Genomic DNA, 16,473 nt, shown 5'->3' on the forward strand with positions numbered 1-16,473 from the left:
CTTGTAGCTAGGATAAGGGTGTGTCCCTTTCCTTCAAGTACAAAACTTGAGCAACAAACCATTATCTTAGCTGCATCAAAAAACATGGCCACCCGTTCACTCATTCTAAATATAGAACGACTAAAGCAAAAACAATAAGGCCTCAATAAAAATCTTAGAGTTAGGAAGTAAATATGAGTTCATTACCTAAAGCAGGTGACTTTTTAGGGCATCCTAAGGGGTTATTCCTGTTGTTCGGCACAGAGATGTGGGAACGTTTCGGTTATTACGGCATGCGCGCTATTTTAGTATTATATTTAGTTGCTCTTGTGCAAGAAGGTGGTTTTGGCTGGTCAAATGCCGATGCACTAAGCCTTTACGGTACCTTCACTATGGCTGTTTACATAACACCGTTACTGGGTGGATGGTTAGCTGATAATGTTTTAGGGCAACGTAAAGCGATTATCCTTGGTGGTTTATTAATGGCTGCGGGTCATTTCACTATGGGTATTCCTCACAGCTATTTAGCTGGCCAAGAAGAAAATGTTTTCTACATTGGTTTAACACTGCTTTGTTTAGGTAACGGTTTATTTAAACCAAATATCTCAACCATGGTAGGTGACCTATATAAAGAAGGCGACCAACGTCGTGATGGCGCGTTCACTATCTTCTACATGGGTATTAACTTAGGTGGTGCATTAGGTCCACTTGTTGCAGGTTATGCTGCAGCAGCAATGGGTTGGCAATGGGGCTTCATCGTAGCGGGTATCGGTATGGTGATCTCTGTACTTATGCAACTTGCATTAAGTAACAAATACTTAGGCGATATTGGTGTTGTACCTTCGGCTAAGCTTTCACAAGCTCAATCTGAATCAAACACTAAAGAGCCACTGACTAAAGTTGAAACTGACCGCATCAAAGTTATTTTCACTATGAGTGTATTCAGCATTATCTTCTGGATGGGCTTTGAGCAAGCAGGTGGTCTTATGAACTTGTTTGCTAACGACTACACTGACCGTATGTTACTTGGTTTTGAAGTGCCAGCTTCTTGGTTCCAATCTTTAAACTCAATTTTCATTATTGTATTTGCACCTTTAGTTGCCATTATTTGGTTAAAGCTTGATAAACGTGAACCTAATTCACCAGTTAAGTTTGCTATTGCACTTATTTTCTTAGCACTTGGTTTCATCACTATGATCCTAGCGCTTATGACACAAGGTCAAGGTGAGCACTTACAAATCAGCATGATGTGGTTAGTATTATTCTACTTATTCCACACATTAGGTGAGTTATGTTTATCGCCAATTGGTTTATCTATGGTGAGTAAACTTGCACCTCTACGTTTAGCTTCAATGCTTATGGGTATTTGGTTCCTATGTACAGCGGTTGCAAACAAGATTGCTGGTTTCGTAGGTTCATTCCTAGGTGAAGGTGAAGAAGCGCTAGATAACGCTATGGGTATCTTCATTGGTTTAGGCGCAACAGCGGTTCTTTCTGCTGTTATCATGTACTTACTAAGCGACAAACTAGTAGCTTGGATGCATGGAGCTGAAGGCCAACATGAGCCACAAACTACTGAGCACATCTTAGCTGAAGAGCTAGAAGTGACAGCTGAAAAGCAATAATATTTATTCCCCGTAGCGCCCGCTGCGGGGTATTTCTCTCTTCCCTATTCCCTCTGCGTCCTTAAAACTGATACTATATTCCGATATTAATTTGGTTTGCAAAGGAACTGAGCAAGTGCGCTTAAACACTCAACTACTGGTCATTATTCTGACTAGCTTATTACTGACAGCATGTGGTGGCGATAAAACAACAAAAGAAGTCGCAACAGCTCCTGATCAGTCTGGTTTAATTATTTCTGTTGAAAATGGTTTTTCCGCACAATTTGCACAAGGCGATGTCACACTTAACGCAACAAGTAACACGGTTACAACAGATACCACGTTTACTTACACTGAAACAACCGCTTCAAGCACAGATATAGAGCAAGGTATTGTCTCCGCAATTCATACTTTTCGCCCCAATAACCTGATATTTGCTGAACCATTAAGTTTAGCGATTAAGTTACCAAATGAGCAAACTAACCTTGCCTTTAGCATAGTGCAGTTAGTCGATGAGCAATGGCAAACACTAACCACTGAGCTAAGCGACGATGGATTTGCAGTCAGCGCTATCACTGAATTTGGCAGTTTTGCTTTAATGTCGCGCACCGTGCCTGCAGTAAGTAAAACCATTGGCGAGCAATGTAGTGACACAACCAGTAACCAAACTGTACGCTTTATCCATGTTGCTGATTTACACGCGCGCTTTGGCTTTAAAGAGCAGTTATTTAGCCGTATTCGCAGTTACTACGACAATGCCAAACTTGAAAACCCAAATACCTTATTTACCAATGGCGGCGACGATTATGAAAAAGGCACCGTAGCTGAACAAACATCACAAGGGTTAGCCACTGTCGAAGCAATAAAAGCCATGGCCTTTGACGTACGTGTGATTGGTAACCACGACTATGCATGGGGACCAGAGCAACTGCTAGATTTTGCCGATGACGATAATGCTATCGTGTTATCAAGTAATACCAAATATGATGGTAGCGATGATACGCCGTTTGCCGGTGTCGATTTTTCAGTTGTTCAAGTTAGTTGTCTTCGAATTGGCTTTTTTGGCATGACTTCAGTGCCTTGGAATGAACTTGATGAACCAGTTGAAGACGATCCAATTCCCGATTTTATCGCTAATTTCAAAATGAATTGGCAATGGCAAGAAGTGGCGGAGCAGATTGTTAACCAATACCGTCAAGATGTTGATTACATGGTGATGGTAAGTCACTTAGGTGAAGGCACAGATACCCGAATTGCACAAAATGTAGCGGGCATTGATTTAGTGCTTGGTGGGCATACCCATGGCGGTGAAAGTTATCAAACCTTAGATAACGGCAGCATTGTTATTCAGCCAAACTTTTTTGCACAAGGGCTAACTGATCTTACCTTAACCTTTAACCTTGAAGACAAAACTCTTGCTGATGTTGATTATAATACCGTAGCAACAACCAGCATTACGACCCTAGATGAAAGCACTAAAACTGCCATCGATGAAATCATGGGTCGTTATGCGCCAGATGCAAACACCGAAATTGCCGTTTCAGAAAATTACCCAACCGCAGAAGAACTCACTGCAATTACAGCCAAAGCGACTATGCAGCAGTTCCCTGCTATTGATGCCGTCTTGCTTGATGCAAGCCAAGTACAAGATCGCTGGCTACCGGGTACATTAACCCAAGAAGACTTTCATGCCGCGTTTAAGGTTGAACGCCAGCCATCAAATACCTCAGGGTTTAATGCCATTTATCAAATCGCGGTGACTGGTAGCCAATTAAAAACTATGCTTGCAAGCCAGCCTGAATGGGTCTCTTTAGTGCCAGATAACATTAACGATGCAAGCACTTATCAGGTTGCCCTATTTAAAGGCCCGGCGCTTAATACTGGGTTGTTCTTTCCTACTCTGCCAAGCCTAGAAGCCCAAATGGTCGCTGAAAGTTGGTGGTTGCTTGATAACTACGCGCGATCACGCACCAGCCAATGTTTATATATTGACACCGATAACACACTTAACGCCTGTAAAACGGATGATGCAGTCACAGTATGGAATTTTAATAACCCAGAGCAAGGTTTTAGTAGTGACTTTGGCCCCGCAACACTCAGCTTTTATGACCCTGAAGACAAAAACTGGGGGCCAGAGAATAGTCAATTTGCCACCACCTCAGAGCTTGACGTTGCTGATTTACCAAATGGTGGCTCAGGCGTGTTAGCTTTCGCTCGCCATAGCCCTACCCAAGGCTTAATCTTAACGGCCAATAGTGCTGCCAACGGTGATTACCAAACAGAAGGGTTTATCGCTGATTACACCTTAGTGATGGATATTATGTGGCCAGAACAAAGCACCAATGAGTGGCGTTCATTATTACAAACCGATATGACTAATAGTGATGACGCAGACCTATACGTTAGCCGAGATAACGCCATTGGTATTGCCACCACCGACAGCGGCTATTTTGGTGAAGTACCTGCTAACAGTTGGCATCGTATTGCCTTTGTGTTTTATGCTGCTCCAAACAATGGTGCACTAAAAATTTACCTTGATGGCGAGCTAATTGGTTTTAAAGATGAAGGTGAAATTGATGAACGCTGGGCAATTAACAACGCGGCGCTGCTTTTAACCGATAATGACTACGAAACTAAGCCGGGTTACTTAAACGCCTTGTTATTTGCTGGTCGTGCGATGACTGATGCTGAAATTGCCAATATGGGTGCTGCGCAACAGCAACTTAATTTTACGCAATCAACCCGTATCCTAAATCAAGTGGTTGAGCGTCATTATCAAGCTGCACCACAAATTATGAGTAACCCTTGGTTACAACAACGTAGCAAGTTTTTTAACAAAGCGCGCCAAACCGTAAACTAAACTATACAATCAACTTAATGAAAAAGGCCGTTTCAGGCCTTTTTTATCGCCTTGCAAATACTGAAATTAATTATTTAAAACAAATAGATAACTTAAGTAAAGGATGACATCCATTAGTCAAAGTAGCGCCCTGTTCATTGCCTTTGAAACTGCAATTGCTGAAATTAAAATCATTGTCCCATTTAATTTACAAAGGCTGCTTTGACTAAATGTAGTCGAGATCTTCCCCTTATTAAGATTCTGGTTAATCATCCGCTCATTACAGAACAATAATTCTTTTTAGCGCAGTGCTTATAATTGCGGGAGTAATGACAATGAGCGAAGTAAATAATCCGTTAGGCCTAGTGGGCATTGAATTCACTGAATACGCAACACCAGATGCAGATTACATGGACAAAGTGTTTACTGATTTTGGCTTTTCAAAGCTAAAAAAATTCAAAGGTAAAGACATTGTTTATTATAACCAGCATGACATTCATTTCTTACTAAACAATGAGCGTGATGGTTTCTCTGCTGAATTCGCTAAAAGCCACGGTCCAGCGATCTGTTCTATGGGTTGGCGTGTAGAGAATGCACAAAAAGCATTCGAAGTTGCTGTTGAGCGCGGTGCAAAACCTGCCACAGATTCAACACACAAAGATTTACCTTACCCAGCTATCTACGGTATCGGCGACAGCTTAATCTATTTCATTGAGCAATTTGGCGACAAAGGGTCTATCTATGAGTCAGACTTCGAAGATCTAAGCGAACAAAACATTGTTGAAGACAAAGGCTTCATCCGTATCGACCATTTAACCAATAACGTTTACAAAGGTACGATGGAAACATGGGCTAACTTCTATAAAGACGTATTTGGTTTTACCGAAGTACGTTACTTCGACATTAAAGGTCAAAAAACAGCGTTATTATCTTACGCACTTAAATCACCGTGCGGCACTTTCTCGATTCCAATCAACGAAGGTAAAGATAACAACAACAACCAAATCGATGAGTACTTAAATGAGTACAATGGTCCGGGTGTACAGCATTTAGCATTCCTTACCAATGACCTAGTAAGCTCACTTGATAAGCTTGACCAATCAACGATTGCGACGCTTGATATCATCCCTGAGTACTACGACACCATTTTTGACCGTGTGCCTTGGGTTAAAGAAGACAAAGAGAAGATCCGTAAGCATCAAATCCTAGTAGATAGCCAAAGCGAAAACTGTTACCTACTGCAAATTTTCTCGAAGAACCTATTCGGTCCTATCTTCATCGAGATGATCCAACGTGTAGATGACGGCGGTTTCGGTGAAGGTAACTTCCAAGCGCTTTTCGAATCAATCGAACGTGATCAAGAGCGCCGTGGTGTAATCTAAATCATCATAATGAATAAAAAGCAGCGTGTGGTTTGGGTATATTCACACGCTGCTTTTTCTCGTTTTGAATTCTGTTTTTAAAGTAACTGTTTAAATTGCGTTGATTGCCTCCATATAGATAACTAATAAATCAGCGCGAACAAATAAGGAAAGAGTATGAGCCTAATTAACGAAACCCACGATATTAATTTAAAAAGCTGGGTTGCATCTGCTAACGAAGCGAACTGTGACTTCCCAATTCAAAACCTTCCTTTTGCAGAAGTACGTCGTAAAAATTCAGACGAAGCGTTCCGTGGCGCTGTAGCAATTGGTGACCAAGTTATCGATTTAGCGAAAGTAAACGAACTTGGTTTATTCTCTGGTGATGCACAGGTTGCTGTTAAAGCAGCAAGCCAAGCTACATTAAATGAATTTATGGGCCTTGGTCAGCAGTATTGGTCGGCACTTCGTCTTGCCCTATCAAAAGCACTCCGTGAGGGTGCCAGTGAGCAAGCACAATTAAGCGAAGCGCTTATTGCTCAAGCAGACATCGAATTTGCGCTACCGTGTCGCATTGGTGATTACACTGACTTTTATACTTCTATTTATCACGCAACAGCAGTAGGTAGTTTGTTCCGCCCTGATAACCCACTTCTACCTAACTACAAATGGGTACCAATCGGTTATCACGGCCGCTCTTCGTCAATTGATGTTTCAGGTCAAACGTTCCACCGCCCTAACGGTCAAACCAAAGCACCAGATGCAGAAGTACCTTCATTCGGCCCTTGTAAACGCCTAGACTACGAACTTGAGTTAGGCATTTACCTTGGTAAAGGGAATGAATTAGGCGATGCAATTGCCATCGAAAATGCTGAAAACCACGTATTTGGTTTCTGTGTATTTAATGACTGGTCTGCGCGTGACTTACAAGCGTGGGAATATCAACCATTAGGTCCATTCCTTGCGAAAAACTTCGCTTCGACAGTATCACCTTGGATTGTTACAACAGAAGCACTGGCACCATTTAGAACAAACTGGACACGTGACGAAAACGATCCTCAACCAATGGACTATTTAGAGTCAGCTCATAACCGTGAGTTTGGTGCATTCGATATCAAAATGGATGTGCAAATTGAAACTGAAAAGATGCGTGCAGCTGGTGAAGCACCAACACAGGTATCTAAATCAAGCTTCAAGCACTCTTACTGGACAGTTGCGCAAATGGTCGCTCACCACACAGTAAATGGCTGTAACTTCCAACCGGGCGATATGTTGGGTTCGGGCACGCAGTCTGGTCCTGAGCATGAAGAAGCCGGTTCATTACTAGAACTATCTCGCGGTGGTAAAGAAAAGATCACTCTAGCGAATGGCGAGCAACGTACTTTCTTAGAAGACGGCGATAACGTAATTATGCGTGGTTGGTGTGAAAAAGACGGTTTTACACGCATTGGCTTTGGTTCAGTTGAAGGTACAGTGTTACCTGCAAAATAAAAGTAATCATTTGTTATAAGGGCAATTTTTGCCCTTTTTTTTGCATTTTTTATAACTGGGTTACAAATTTTTGCTAGCTTTTTTGAATCATATTGCTATCTTAACTCGGTTATTAGTCATTTTTTATACGCTATGTTAGTTAAACTTAAGTCTTTTTATCGCACGTTTTTTCCAGCTAGGCAGCTGTTGATCCGTCAGAACGGCGAAGTAAAGCACCTTATTCTTGCGCCTTGGTTACAGCTAACGACGTTTTTAATTGTATTAACAGCAGTTGCTTGGTTGAGCATTTCGACGCTGCAAATCATTTCGCAAGCCGATCAAATATCCAGCATTGAACAATCACAACTTAGCAAGCAACAAGAATGGCAAAAAAAGCATGCTCAACAACAACTTACATACCAAAAACAAGTAGAACAGTTGGCCATTCTAGAGCAAAAGCAAGCGTTATTACAAAGCATGATTGAGTCATTACCTGAATCAATCAATAAAACCACTTCTGAGGGCAGTATCGAGCCGGTACTGCTCCCAATTAAAGAACATGCCGAAGAGTTTCATGCACCGTTAGAAGATGAACACCCTAAACAAGCAATGCAACTTGAGAGCTTTTCAGAGCGTATAGCACGACTTGATAAAAGCTATAACTACACTTTTGGCATGCTCGAGCAACAAATCCAACAACGCCATCAAGAAATTTTAGCAATGCTTGAAGGTGCAGGGCTTAATGATGCGCTTGTCCGAAGCGCAACTGACGAAAGCGACACAGCCCAAGGTGGTCCTTTAGATTTATTTGACGAGTCAAAAATTCCCGCTGAATTTCTAACGATTGCAGATAAATTGCTAGCGCTTAATAACCTTGAAAACCTGTTAAGTGAATTACCGCAAACCCTCCCTGCTGCAGATTATTATATATCCAGTAGCTTTGGTCTGAGAAAAGATCCAATGAATGGCCGTCGAGCATTTCATAAAGGGGTTGATTTAGCTGGCTGGCATAAAACCGAAATTTTTGCCCCCGCAGATGCAACCGTACTTCGCGCAGGAAGAAACGGTGGCTACGGCAACTTTATTGAACTTCAGCATAAAAACGGTTTTGTCACACGTTTTGGCCACCTAAATAAAATCAAAGTAAAAAAAGGCCAAACAGTTAATAAAGATGACGTTATTGGCTTAATGGGTAGTACAGGTCGCAGTACAAGTACTCATTTACATTACGAAGTTTTAGTAAATGGCAAGCATGTCAACCCAGTTAAAATAACAAAGGCGCTTTCTCGTGTTCGGTAAAAAAAAACAAGCTCCAGCTAGCTCAACTAGCTCTACTTTAAAAAGAACAAACCATACTCCCTCTATTATTGCAGAAGATGTTCGCTTAACTGGCACTTTAGTAAGCCAAGGTGAAGTTCAACTTGATGGTCGTATTGACGGTGATTTAAGAGTAAAACACCTTGTTATTGGCCTAACAGGCATGGTTGAAGGTCTTATAGAAGCAGATAGTGTCGTAATAAAAGGCAAGATCATTGGCTCCTTGATTGCGAATAAGGTAACCATAGAAAGTACGGCTCAAGTTCACGGTGATGTGTTTCACGATACATTAAGTATTGAAGCAGGTGCCAATATCGAAGGCAGCTTAAAGCATCGTCATGAAGAAGACAAAATTGCTCCTATCAAGCCAAGCTCAAGCGATGAAAGTAGCCCATCAATACTCCCTGACGATAGCAACGACTTGTCGTTTGTGAACAAACAAGCCGCTGATAAGTCTTAACGTTTTTTAGCCGTTACATACATCGTAATATCCGCGGTGAACACTAACTCATCGCGGCTATTATAAACCTTCACCGGGACAACGATATCTAGCTTATCTAACCACTCGTTTGGCACCTCAATCTGTGCGACTGCACGCATATCAGTATCAATTTTCGCTAAATAATTTACCGTCATCCCCTTTGGGATCCAGCGATGTGTTTTGGCAGGTACAGTTGCATCCACCATTAAGCCTGCGCAAAGCTCTGCTACATTACACTGAGCAATGGCATGGATAGTACCAATATGATTATGAATTGCTCGGCGATTTTTAACGATTGCGCTGCAATGCCCTGCTGACAAATCTGTGATCAATGGTTTTATTGAGCCAAAATAAGGGGCTTTAAAACACACCGCTTTACTAAATAACCACTTCCCTTTTGGTAATGACTGGCATTTAGTCCAAATTTTTAATAATGATGATTGTGAGCTCACGACGTTTATCCATTCTTTTTATGATGTGAGATAAAAAGCTAACACATCAGACCAGATAGCGAAATGGAAAATTTTTGTAAGCAGTTTTAATGATTACACATTTCGCTAAGTGAATGCTTTTCTTTTCCTTTAGGGGCACATAAAATACCGTTTTAAAGGAGAGCGAATGCAGTCACGCCAACACAAAAACCTAAGTCTATTATTCATCCTAGGCCTTCTGGTTATATTTAGTCCATTAGCAATAGATATTTACCTTCCAGCATTTCCTACTATTGCTGAACAGTTCAATGCTTCAGAAAAGCAAGTACAACAAACTGTAGCCATATTTATGTTAACTGTAGGGCTTGGCCAACTCATTGCTGGCCCGTTAGCTGATAAATTCGGTCGTAAACCCGTGGCTTTAGCAGGTGTTATAATCTATGGTTTAGCTGCTTTTGGCGCTTATCTGGCACCTGATTTTGCAAGCCTTATGGTAGCAAGGGCCTTACAAGGTTTAGGAGCTTGCGCTACGTTTGTGGTGGCATTTGCCATCGTAAGAGATAGGTTTGGTAGTGAACGAAGTGGCCAAATCATTACTTATCTCAATGGTATTGTCTGCTTTATTCCCGCTCTTGCGCCTATTCTCGGTGCTTGGCTCACAGTACAGTTTGGTTGGCGCATGAACTTTTTATTCATGGCTGGCTTTGCGCTAATTGGTTTATTCATAACTTTGTTAATGTACAAAGAAACACGCCCTGCAGACAGCATTTACAGCGGTCACCTGCTTGATTTACGTCGTTTTATTCCGATTATTAGCACACCTTTGTTTTTATTTCATAGCTTAATTTGTTTAGTAACTATGTCGGCTATATTAGTGTTTGTAACATTAGCACCTGGTTGGCTTATTACTGAATTAGGAGGCAGTGTTAGCGATTTTACATTCTGGTTTACTTGTAATGCAGTATTAAGCATTGTTGCCAGCTTTATTATGCCGCTGTACATCAAACGTCAACCAAAGCGCGCATTAAAAGCTGGTCTCTTATTACTTGTTATATCTGGTGTCTTAATGTTGGCACTAAACCAACAACGCACTGCTCTGGCATTAATGTTTCCTATGTTTATTGCTGCATTTGGCTTTGCACTGACACTTGGCTCATCAGCTGGTCGCGCATTAAGTATGTTTTCGAAACAAGCAGGCACCGCTTCAGCTCTTATTGGTGTAATGCAAATGAGTGGTGCCAGCTTACTGGTATTTCTTACACAGTTTCTAAATTTAACAACCCCATCACTGATTGGGGTACACTTTTTATTGCTCATACCATTTGCGTATCTATTATTTAGGTATAAGCAACTATCATAAAAAAGTTCACCCGCACTTTTATACTAAATACGGGTAAATGAGAATTGTTATACTTTATTTACCCGTTTAGACTTCCTGTTATACCAATAAACTATAAAAAGCCTTTTTATAGAATAAATTGTTCCGTTTTTCTGAGTAATTTACCTTGTACCCATACTTTCGTTAATTTATTGTTTAGTCTCGTTAACGCAAAGTTAACCAAACAATATGTCAGGGATACTATTTATGAAAAAGAATAAATTAGCTTTAGCTCTAATCCTAAGTGGCCTTTGTGCTGCGGGTACAGCAAATGCAGCAAACGATCGCTTCATCATACAAGTAGATAACAACAAAAAAGGCGTAGTTAAAGCACTCGCTAAAAAACTCGGCGGTGATATAAAAGTCGACGGTAATGGCTTTATTGCAGCACAATTTACCGGTCAAGATTTAGCAAGCATTAAAGGCTTGCTTAATAACCCACATATCAAACTGATTGAAGAAGACCAAAAACGTGTACCAATGGCGCTTTATAACGATGATGCTGGTAATGCAATGCAGCAGCAATTAACGCCTTACGCAGTTTACCAATCACAAGCTGACCTAGTAACTTTTGATGCTAATGCGGGCATGAAGGTGTGTGTTATTGACTCAGGTCTTGATGCATCAAACCCTGACTTCATTTGGGGTAATATCACGGGTGACAACGATAGTGGCACAGGTAACTGGTATGACAATGGTGGCCCTCATGGTACTCACGTAGCAGGTACAATTGGTGCTGCAGATAACAATATCGGTGTAGTTGGTATGGCACCGGGTGTTGCAATGCATATCATCAAAGTATTCAATGCCGAAGGTTGGGGTTATTCTTCTGATTTAGCACATGCAGCAGATTTATGTTCTCAAGCAGGTGCAAATATCATCAGCATGAGCTTAGGTGGTGGTGGTGCAAATAGCACAGAGTCTAACGCCTTTGCTAATTTCACTAATGCAGGCGGTCTTGTTGTTGCTGCGGCGGGTAACGATGGTAACAGCGTACGCTCGTACCCTGCTGGTTATTCATCTGTAATGATGGTTGGTGCAAATGATGCGAACAATCAAATTGCAGATTTCTCGCAATTTCCTAGCTGTACATCTGGTCGTGGTAAACGCGCTACTACAGATGAAACTATCTGCGTTGAAGTGACAGCAGGTGGTGTTGATACACTGTCTACTTACCCTGCAGGCATGGCAACTTCTGCAAGCTTAGCTGCTGATGGCGCGGGCTTTCCAACATCGTCAATGGAAAACTCAGGTAATGCATCTGGTACTGCTTATTACATGGGTACTGCTGAGAGCATTGATTCTGGTGCAGCTGGTAAAATCTGTATGATTGACCGCGGTAATATCTCATTCTATGACAAAGTAAATAACTGTGAAAACTCAGGTGGTATTGGTGCTGTTATCATCAATAACGAAGCGGGCATGTTATACGCTACATTAGGTGATACCAACGATACAACGATTCCTGCTGTAGGTGCTGCACTTGAAGACCGTTCAGCGCTGCTTGCAAGTACAACGATTGATATTACCATCGGTACTAGTGACTACGGTTTCATGAGTGGTACATCAATGGCAACACCTGCCGTTTCAGGTATCGCAGCACTCGTTTGGTCAAATCACCCTGAGTGTACAGGTACAGAAATTCGTGACGCATTAAAAGCAACAGCACAAGACCAAGGCGCAGCTGGCCACGATGTGTACTTTGGTCACGGTATTGTTAAAGCAGCCGATGCGGATGCATATTTAACTGCAAATGGCTGTGCTGGCGGCAATAATGGTGGCGATCCAACACCGGGTGGTGATGAAGTTAGCCTTTCAGCATCTGGTTATAAATCAAAAGGCACAGCCTATGTTGATTTAAGCTGGAGTGGCGCAGCGACTAGTACTGTTGATGTATACCGTAATGGTACTTTGGTAGGTTCTGTAGCAAACACAAATAGCTACACAGATACCATCACAACAAAAGGCGGTGGTAGTTACACATACCAAGTATGTGAAGCACAAAGCACAACTGTTTGTTCAAACAATAGCACTGTGGTTTTTTAAAACTTTCCCCAAACCAATATGAGCGGGCATTAATGCCCGCTTTTTCTTTTTTAATAAGCTTGTTAAAATCAGTTACCTGCTTTTTTAATTTGTGCCAATGATCAATCCAGAATCGTTACTGTCGTTTTTAGGCGCCAGTTTTTTAATTGCCGTAGCCCCCGGCCCTTCTAATGCATTTTTAATGGCGCAAACTTTTGCCAATGGCCGTAAAGCCGGAATGCAAAGTGCCTTTGGCTTTGCACTCGGTGGCGTTGTGCATACCTTTTTTGCAGTCGTAGGCTTAACCGCAATTCTTAAAGCCTCTAGTGTCGCGTATACAACGGTACAATACCTTGGTGCCGCCTATCTTTGTTATTTAGGTATCATCACACTAAAGGACACCTTTAGTCAGCCAGAACCGCACTGTGAAGATAAACCTCATGTGAGCACCAGTAAAAAGCAAAATGTGATGTTTCAAGCGATGATGACTGAGGTCCTCAATCCGAAAGTAGCCTTATTTTTTATTGCGTTCATTCCACAGTTTGTTGATCCAAGTTTATCTTCAACGACCTTTCAGCTCGCTTTTTTTGGTTTACTCTACCCGCTTTTTGCTTTTCCAATCGACTGCACGTATATTTATTTCGGCGATAAGATAGCCAGCTATTTTCGTGAGCATCCACAAACCCAAATTTGGATTGATCGGATCACGGGCATAGTATTTATTGCCTTAGCAATTAACCTATTGATATAAGAGCACTTATGGAACAAAAACAACAAGCCCTCCCCGCCAAAAAAAATATAGCCCTCGTTGCCCACGATGGTAAAAAAGCAGCGCTGCAAGCTTGGTGTGAAAAGCATCAAGATGTGTTAAGTAAGCACACCCTTTACGGTACTGGCACAACGGGTCATTTAATTGAGCGCACTACAGGGCTTGAAGTGATAAAGCTATTAAGTGGCCCAATGGGTGGCGATCAGCAACTCGGCGCTAAAATTGCTGAGCATGAAGTGCATATGTTGGTATTTTTCTGGGATCCACTTGCATCGCAGCCACACGACCCTGATGTGAAAGCATTATTACGTTTAGCTGCTGTTTGGAATATTCCTGTTGCCTGTAATGAAGTCAGTGCCGATATGCTATTAAGCTCACCTATGATGGAAACAGAGCTGTGCCGCACGCTGCCAGATTACGAAAAATACCTCGCAACGCGCCAAGTGACTCTTTAATTCTTAAAGTCGATATCTCAAAGTGGGGGCTATTAGCTATAAAGCTTTTGCGCCCACTTAGTTAAACCTGCAGTAACACTACCAAAGTGATCCCCGTTCAGCATAGTAATATCACCTAAATGGGATTTTAACGCGGCCTTGATCAGAGGTGATTGCGCACTACCACCCGTTAAGTAAATGACATTTGGCGTTGTGCCTGCCTCTTTAATCGCTTGTTTAGCTAAGCTCACTATTTGGCTTATCGAGTCATCAACAGCTAAGGCTAAATCATTTAAGGTCAAACACTGAGTTAATTCAGAATCTAAGAAATGCAAGTCTGTGGTAAATTCATTCGCTGACGACAATGCAATTTTTGCCGCTTCGCCTTGCTGTACTAATTGGTGACCTTGCTTATTTTGCTGCAATTGAATTAAGCGTTTAAATAGCGCTGGCTCTTTAACTTCACGCAGCTGGGTCAATAATTCACGATGATGGGCATCGCTATAAAACTGGCTTTGTAGATTCACATCATTGATTTTACATGCTTGCCAAAACGGTTGATTAGGTAATGGCAGCCCAGATTTAAACTCTGTGCCTAAACCAAGCAATGGCATTAAACCATGAAAACTCAGCGCAATATCTAAATCATTCCCTCCCACACGCTTACCACTGTGAGCTAAAAAGTCATTGTCACGACACTGTTTTTGACAGAAGCTTGGTCCCATTTGTACGAATGAACAGTCGCTGGTCCCCCCGCCAATATCGACAACCAATACTTTTTGGTCTTGCTGCAATGAGGTTTCATAATCAATCCCTGCCGCTAATGGCTCATATAAAAATGAAACCTCTTTAAAGCCAGCACGTTTTGCCGCTCGCTCTAATATACCCAGCGCTTGTTGATTAGACTCTTCACCACCGACTGATTGAAAGTTTACCGGTCGTCCAATTACCGTTTCTGTTAATGACTCTTGCAGTGATTGCTCGGCGCGTTGTTTTATTTTTAAGATCATCGCCATAGCAATGTCTTCAAAGAAATTAATTTGCCCTTGCTTTAAGCCCACAGCGCCAAAGAACGACTTTGGCGATTTTACAAAATAACCTTCCTCAGGAAATTGCACATACTCGCTAATAGCTTCACGACCAATGAATAAGGTGTCATCTCCAGCTTGAATATCTAAATCTGATTTAATGCGGGGAATGGTATTTAAAAGCGCTTGACGCTCAGTTTTAAAATCGTGCTCAAATGAGCTGCCAGCAAGGTGTTTTGCGACAAAATCAACAACCAACGCACTGTGATGGGTATAAAGGGTTGATGGTAAATACTGTTTGCCTTGCTCAAGGGGTACTAAAGACACTTGTTGCTCGTTATCTAAAACACCGATTGCACAATTTGAACTACCATAATCAAAGCCTGCAAACATACTACCACCTATACATCATTAAAAAGGCCGCGAAATTTAACACAGTCGCGGCCATTTTTGAATGACGCTATGGCCTTTCGTGTAAAAAGCTGGCAAAGCGTGGCAAGCCATTTTTTGTAAAACCATGATATTTATAAGTAATCGTACTGCCAATCGCTGGAGGAGACTTTCTTTGCAGATCAGAAAATCCAGAGCCAATTTTAAATTCAATCCCTTCATTGTTGCGTACTTTTAGCGCCCCAAGCATATTTTTATATTTACCTTTTCCTGCTATGTGTTCAATAACAACAGCCTCAGCATCCAGGTAAGGCTTCAATTTTAATAGTACATTACTGCGACCCGCGGTGTGTTCCGCTTTTGCTAAGTGCAGCATAACGCCTTCGGCACCTTGTGCAATCAACTCATCCATAAACATACTAAGCTGTTGATTATTATCAAAGTGCTTCTGTTCAACTGCTTTTATATATGGGCTATTTAGCTGTCTAACTAAGCGTGAATAGTTTTCATAGCGTTTACTAAATGGTAACTCGGCATTTGGCATGTCGAAAATTTGATAGCTAACGGTCTGCCATTCGCTATCAACAGGTTGCTGCGATCGCACAATACCACTGACCTTGGCAAAATCTTGATGCTTGGTCCAAAGTTCACCATCCAACCATATATCAGGCAGTGGCGCAGTAAACCAGGTTGGAGCATTAATAGGGTTACCATTACGGGTAATTAATTGCTTACCTGTCCATATGGCACGTACACCATCATATTTTTCACTAACTAAATAGTCAGATACATTAACCTTTTCGGCTTCATAGACGTTTGCCAAAAGTACTGAGGGAGCTTGTTGAGCTTTTACTGAGAAAGCCAAAAGTAACGAGATTGCGCATACCAATGCACGAGTGAACATAACCATCATTGCTTCCTTGCAAATTTGTAAGTATTAACTGGTTATTACTGCTTAAAAATAACT

Annotated in this window: 13 protein-coding genes; 10 read left to right on the plus strand and 3 right to left on the minus strand. The window is 41.7% G+C overall.

Annotation, left to right across the window (positions count from 1 at the left end):
• Positions 1 to 173 precede the first annotated feature (173 nt).
• From L1267_RS05430 to L1267_RS05455, 6 genes are all read left to right on the plus strand, one after another.
• Positions 174 to 1,604 carry a peptide MFS transporter gene (locus L1267_RS05430; protein WP_075594538.1) on the plus strand — a complete coding sequence of 477 codons (1,431 nt, stop codon included), beginning with the start codon at positions 174 to 176 and terminating at the stop codon, positions 1,602 to 1,604.
• A gap of 115 nt (positions 1,605 to 1,719) precedes the next feature.
• On the plus strand, positions 1,720 to 4,443 hold the full coding sequence (locus L1267_RS05435) for a metallophosphoesterase (protein ID WP_235382299.1): 2,724 nt from the start codon (positions 1,720 to 1,722) through the stop codon (positions 4,441 to 4,443).
• Positions 4,444 to 4,757: 314 nt separating this feature from the next.
• A complete protein-coding gene (gene hppD / locus L1267_RS05440) occupies positions 4,758 to 5,804 on the plus strand; it encodes a 4-hydroxyphenylpyruvate dioxygenase (RefSeq protein WP_062564358.1) in 1,047 nt (348 codons plus the stop codon).
• A gap of 156 nt (positions 5,805 to 5,960) precedes the next feature.
• Positions 5,961 to 7,274 carry a fumarylacetoacetase gene (gene fahA / locus L1267_RS05445; protein WP_235382300.1) on the plus strand — a complete coding sequence of 438 codons (1,314 nt, stop codon included), beginning with the start codon at positions 5,961 to 5,963 and terminating at the stop codon, positions 7,272 to 7,274.
• Between the two features lie 132 nt (positions 7,275 to 7,406).
• Positions 7,407 to 8,552 (plus strand): M23 family metallopeptidase, encoded by a 1,146-nt coding sequence (locus tag L1267_RS05450; protein ID WP_235382301.1) that lies wholly within the window; start codon positions 7,407 to 7,409, stop codon positions 8,550 to 8,552.
• The gene (locus tag L1267_RS05455; RefSeq protein ID WP_135925682.1) at positions 8,542 to 9,030 is read left to right on the plus strand and encodes a bactofilin family protein; all 489 of its coding nucleotides are present in this window, start codon (positions 8,542 to 8,544) and stop codon (positions 9,028 to 9,030) included. The genes L1267_RS05450 and L1267_RS05455 overlap by 11 nt, the downstream gene beginning before the upstream one ends.
• Here L1267_RS05455 and L1267_RS05460 read toward each other — a convergent pair.
• A complete protein-coding gene (locus L1267_RS05460) occupies positions 9,027 to 9,503 on the minus strand; it encodes a hotdog fold domain-containing protein (RefSeq protein ID WP_199527011.1) in 477 nt (158 codons plus the stop codon). The two genes, L1267_RS05455 and L1267_RS05460, sit on opposite strands and share 4 nt — an antisense overlap.
• 166 nt (positions 9,504 to 9,669) lie before the next feature.
• Here L1267_RS05460 and L1267_RS05465 point away from each other — a divergent pair, with 166 nt between their 5' ends.
• The 4 genes from L1267_RS05465 (at position 9,670) to L1267_RS05480 (ending at position 14,109) form a co-directional block, all read left to right on the plus strand.
• A complete protein-coding gene (locus L1267_RS05465) occupies positions 9,670 to 10,842 on the plus strand; it encodes a multidrug effflux MFS transporter (RefSeq protein WP_135925684.1) in 1,173 nt (390 codons plus the stop codon).
• 225 nt (positions 10,843 to 11,067) lie between these two features.
• On the plus strand, positions 11,068 to 12,906 hold the full coding sequence (locus L1267_RS05470; protein ID WP_235382302.1) for a S8 family serine peptidase: 1,839 nt from the start codon (positions 11,068 to 11,070) through the stop codon (positions 12,904 to 12,906).
• A gap of 97 nt (positions 12,907 to 13,003) precedes the next feature.
• Positions 13,004 to 13,636: a LysE family translocator gene (locus L1267_RS05475; RefSeq protein WP_138558859.1), complete on the plus strand. Its 633-nt coding sequence runs from the start codon at positions 13,004 to 13,006 to the stop codon at positions 13,634 to 13,636.
• Positions 13,637 to 13,644: 8 nt separating this feature from the next.
• On the plus strand, positions 13,645 to 14,109 hold the full coding sequence (locus tag L1267_RS05480; protein WP_135925687.1) for a methylglyoxal synthase: 465 nt from the start codon (positions 13,645 to 13,647) through the stop codon (positions 14,107 to 14,109).
• 32 nt (positions 14,110 to 14,141) lie between these two features.
• Here L1267_RS05480 and yegD read toward each other — a convergent pair whose 3' ends face one another.
• Entirely contained in the window at positions 14,142 to 15,509 is a 1,368-nt protein-coding gene (gene yegD / locus L1267_RS05485; RefSeq protein ID WP_235382303.1) for a molecular chaperone, read from the minus strand.
• A 67-nt stretch (positions 15,510 to 15,576) separates the two neighbouring features.
• Positions 15,577 to 16,410, minus strand: a complete 834-nt coding sequence (locus L1267_RS05490) for a DNA ligase (protein WP_235382323.1) — start codon at positions 16,408 to 16,410, stop codon at positions 15,577 to 15,579.
• Positions 16,411 to 16,473 lie beyond the last annotated feature (63 nt).

The sequence above is a fragment of the Pseudoalteromonas sp. OFAV1 genome (genome assembly GCF_021532595.1).
GTDB classification, from domain to species: Bacteria; Pseudomonadota; Gammaproteobacteria; order Enterobacterales; family Alteromonadaceae; genus Pseudoalteromonas; species Pseudoalteromonas lipolytica_C.

Excerpts from the sequence above, each read along its gene's own strand:
- L1267_RS05430 (WP_075594538.1), top strand. The coding sequence starts at position 174 with ATGAGTTCATTACCTAAAGCAGGTGACTTTTTAGGGCATCCTAAGGGG.
- hppD (WP_062564358.1), top strand. The coding sequence starts at position 4,758 with ATGAGCGAAGTAAATAATCCGTTAGGCCTAGTGGGCATTGAATTCACT.
- fahA (WP_235382300.1), top strand. The coding sequence starts at position 5,961 with ATGAGCCTAATTAACGAAACCCACGATATTAATTTAAAAAGCTGGGTT.
- L1267_RS05450 (WP_235382301.1), top strand. The coding sequence starts at position 7,407 with ATGTTAGTTAAACTTAAGTCTTTTTATCGCACGTTTTTTCCAGCTAGG.
- L1267_RS05465 (WP_135925684.1), top strand. The coding sequence starts at position 9,670 with ATGCAGTCACGCCAACACAAAAACCTAAGTCTATTATTCATCCTAGGC.
- L1267_RS05470 (WP_235382302.1), top strand. The coding sequence starts at position 11,068 with ATGAAAAAGAATAAATTAGCTTTAGCTCTAATCCTAAGTGGCCTTTGT.
- L1267_RS05475 (WP_138558859.1), top strand. The coding sequence starts at position 13,004 with ATGATCAATCCAGAATCGTTACTGTCGTTTTTAGGCGCCAGTTTTTTA.
- L1267_RS05480 (WP_135925687.1), top strand. The coding sequence starts at position 13,645 with ATGGAACAAAAACAACAAGCCCTCCCCGCCAAAAAAAATATAGCCCTC.
- yegD (WP_235382303.1), bottom strand. The coding sequence starts at position 15,509 with ATGTTTGCAGGCTTTGATTATGGTAGTTCAAATTGTGCAATCGGTGTT.
- L1267_RS05490 (WP_235382323.1), bottom strand. The coding sequence starts at position 16,410 with ATGTTCACTCGTGCATTGGTATGCGCAATCTCGTTACTTTTGGCTTTC.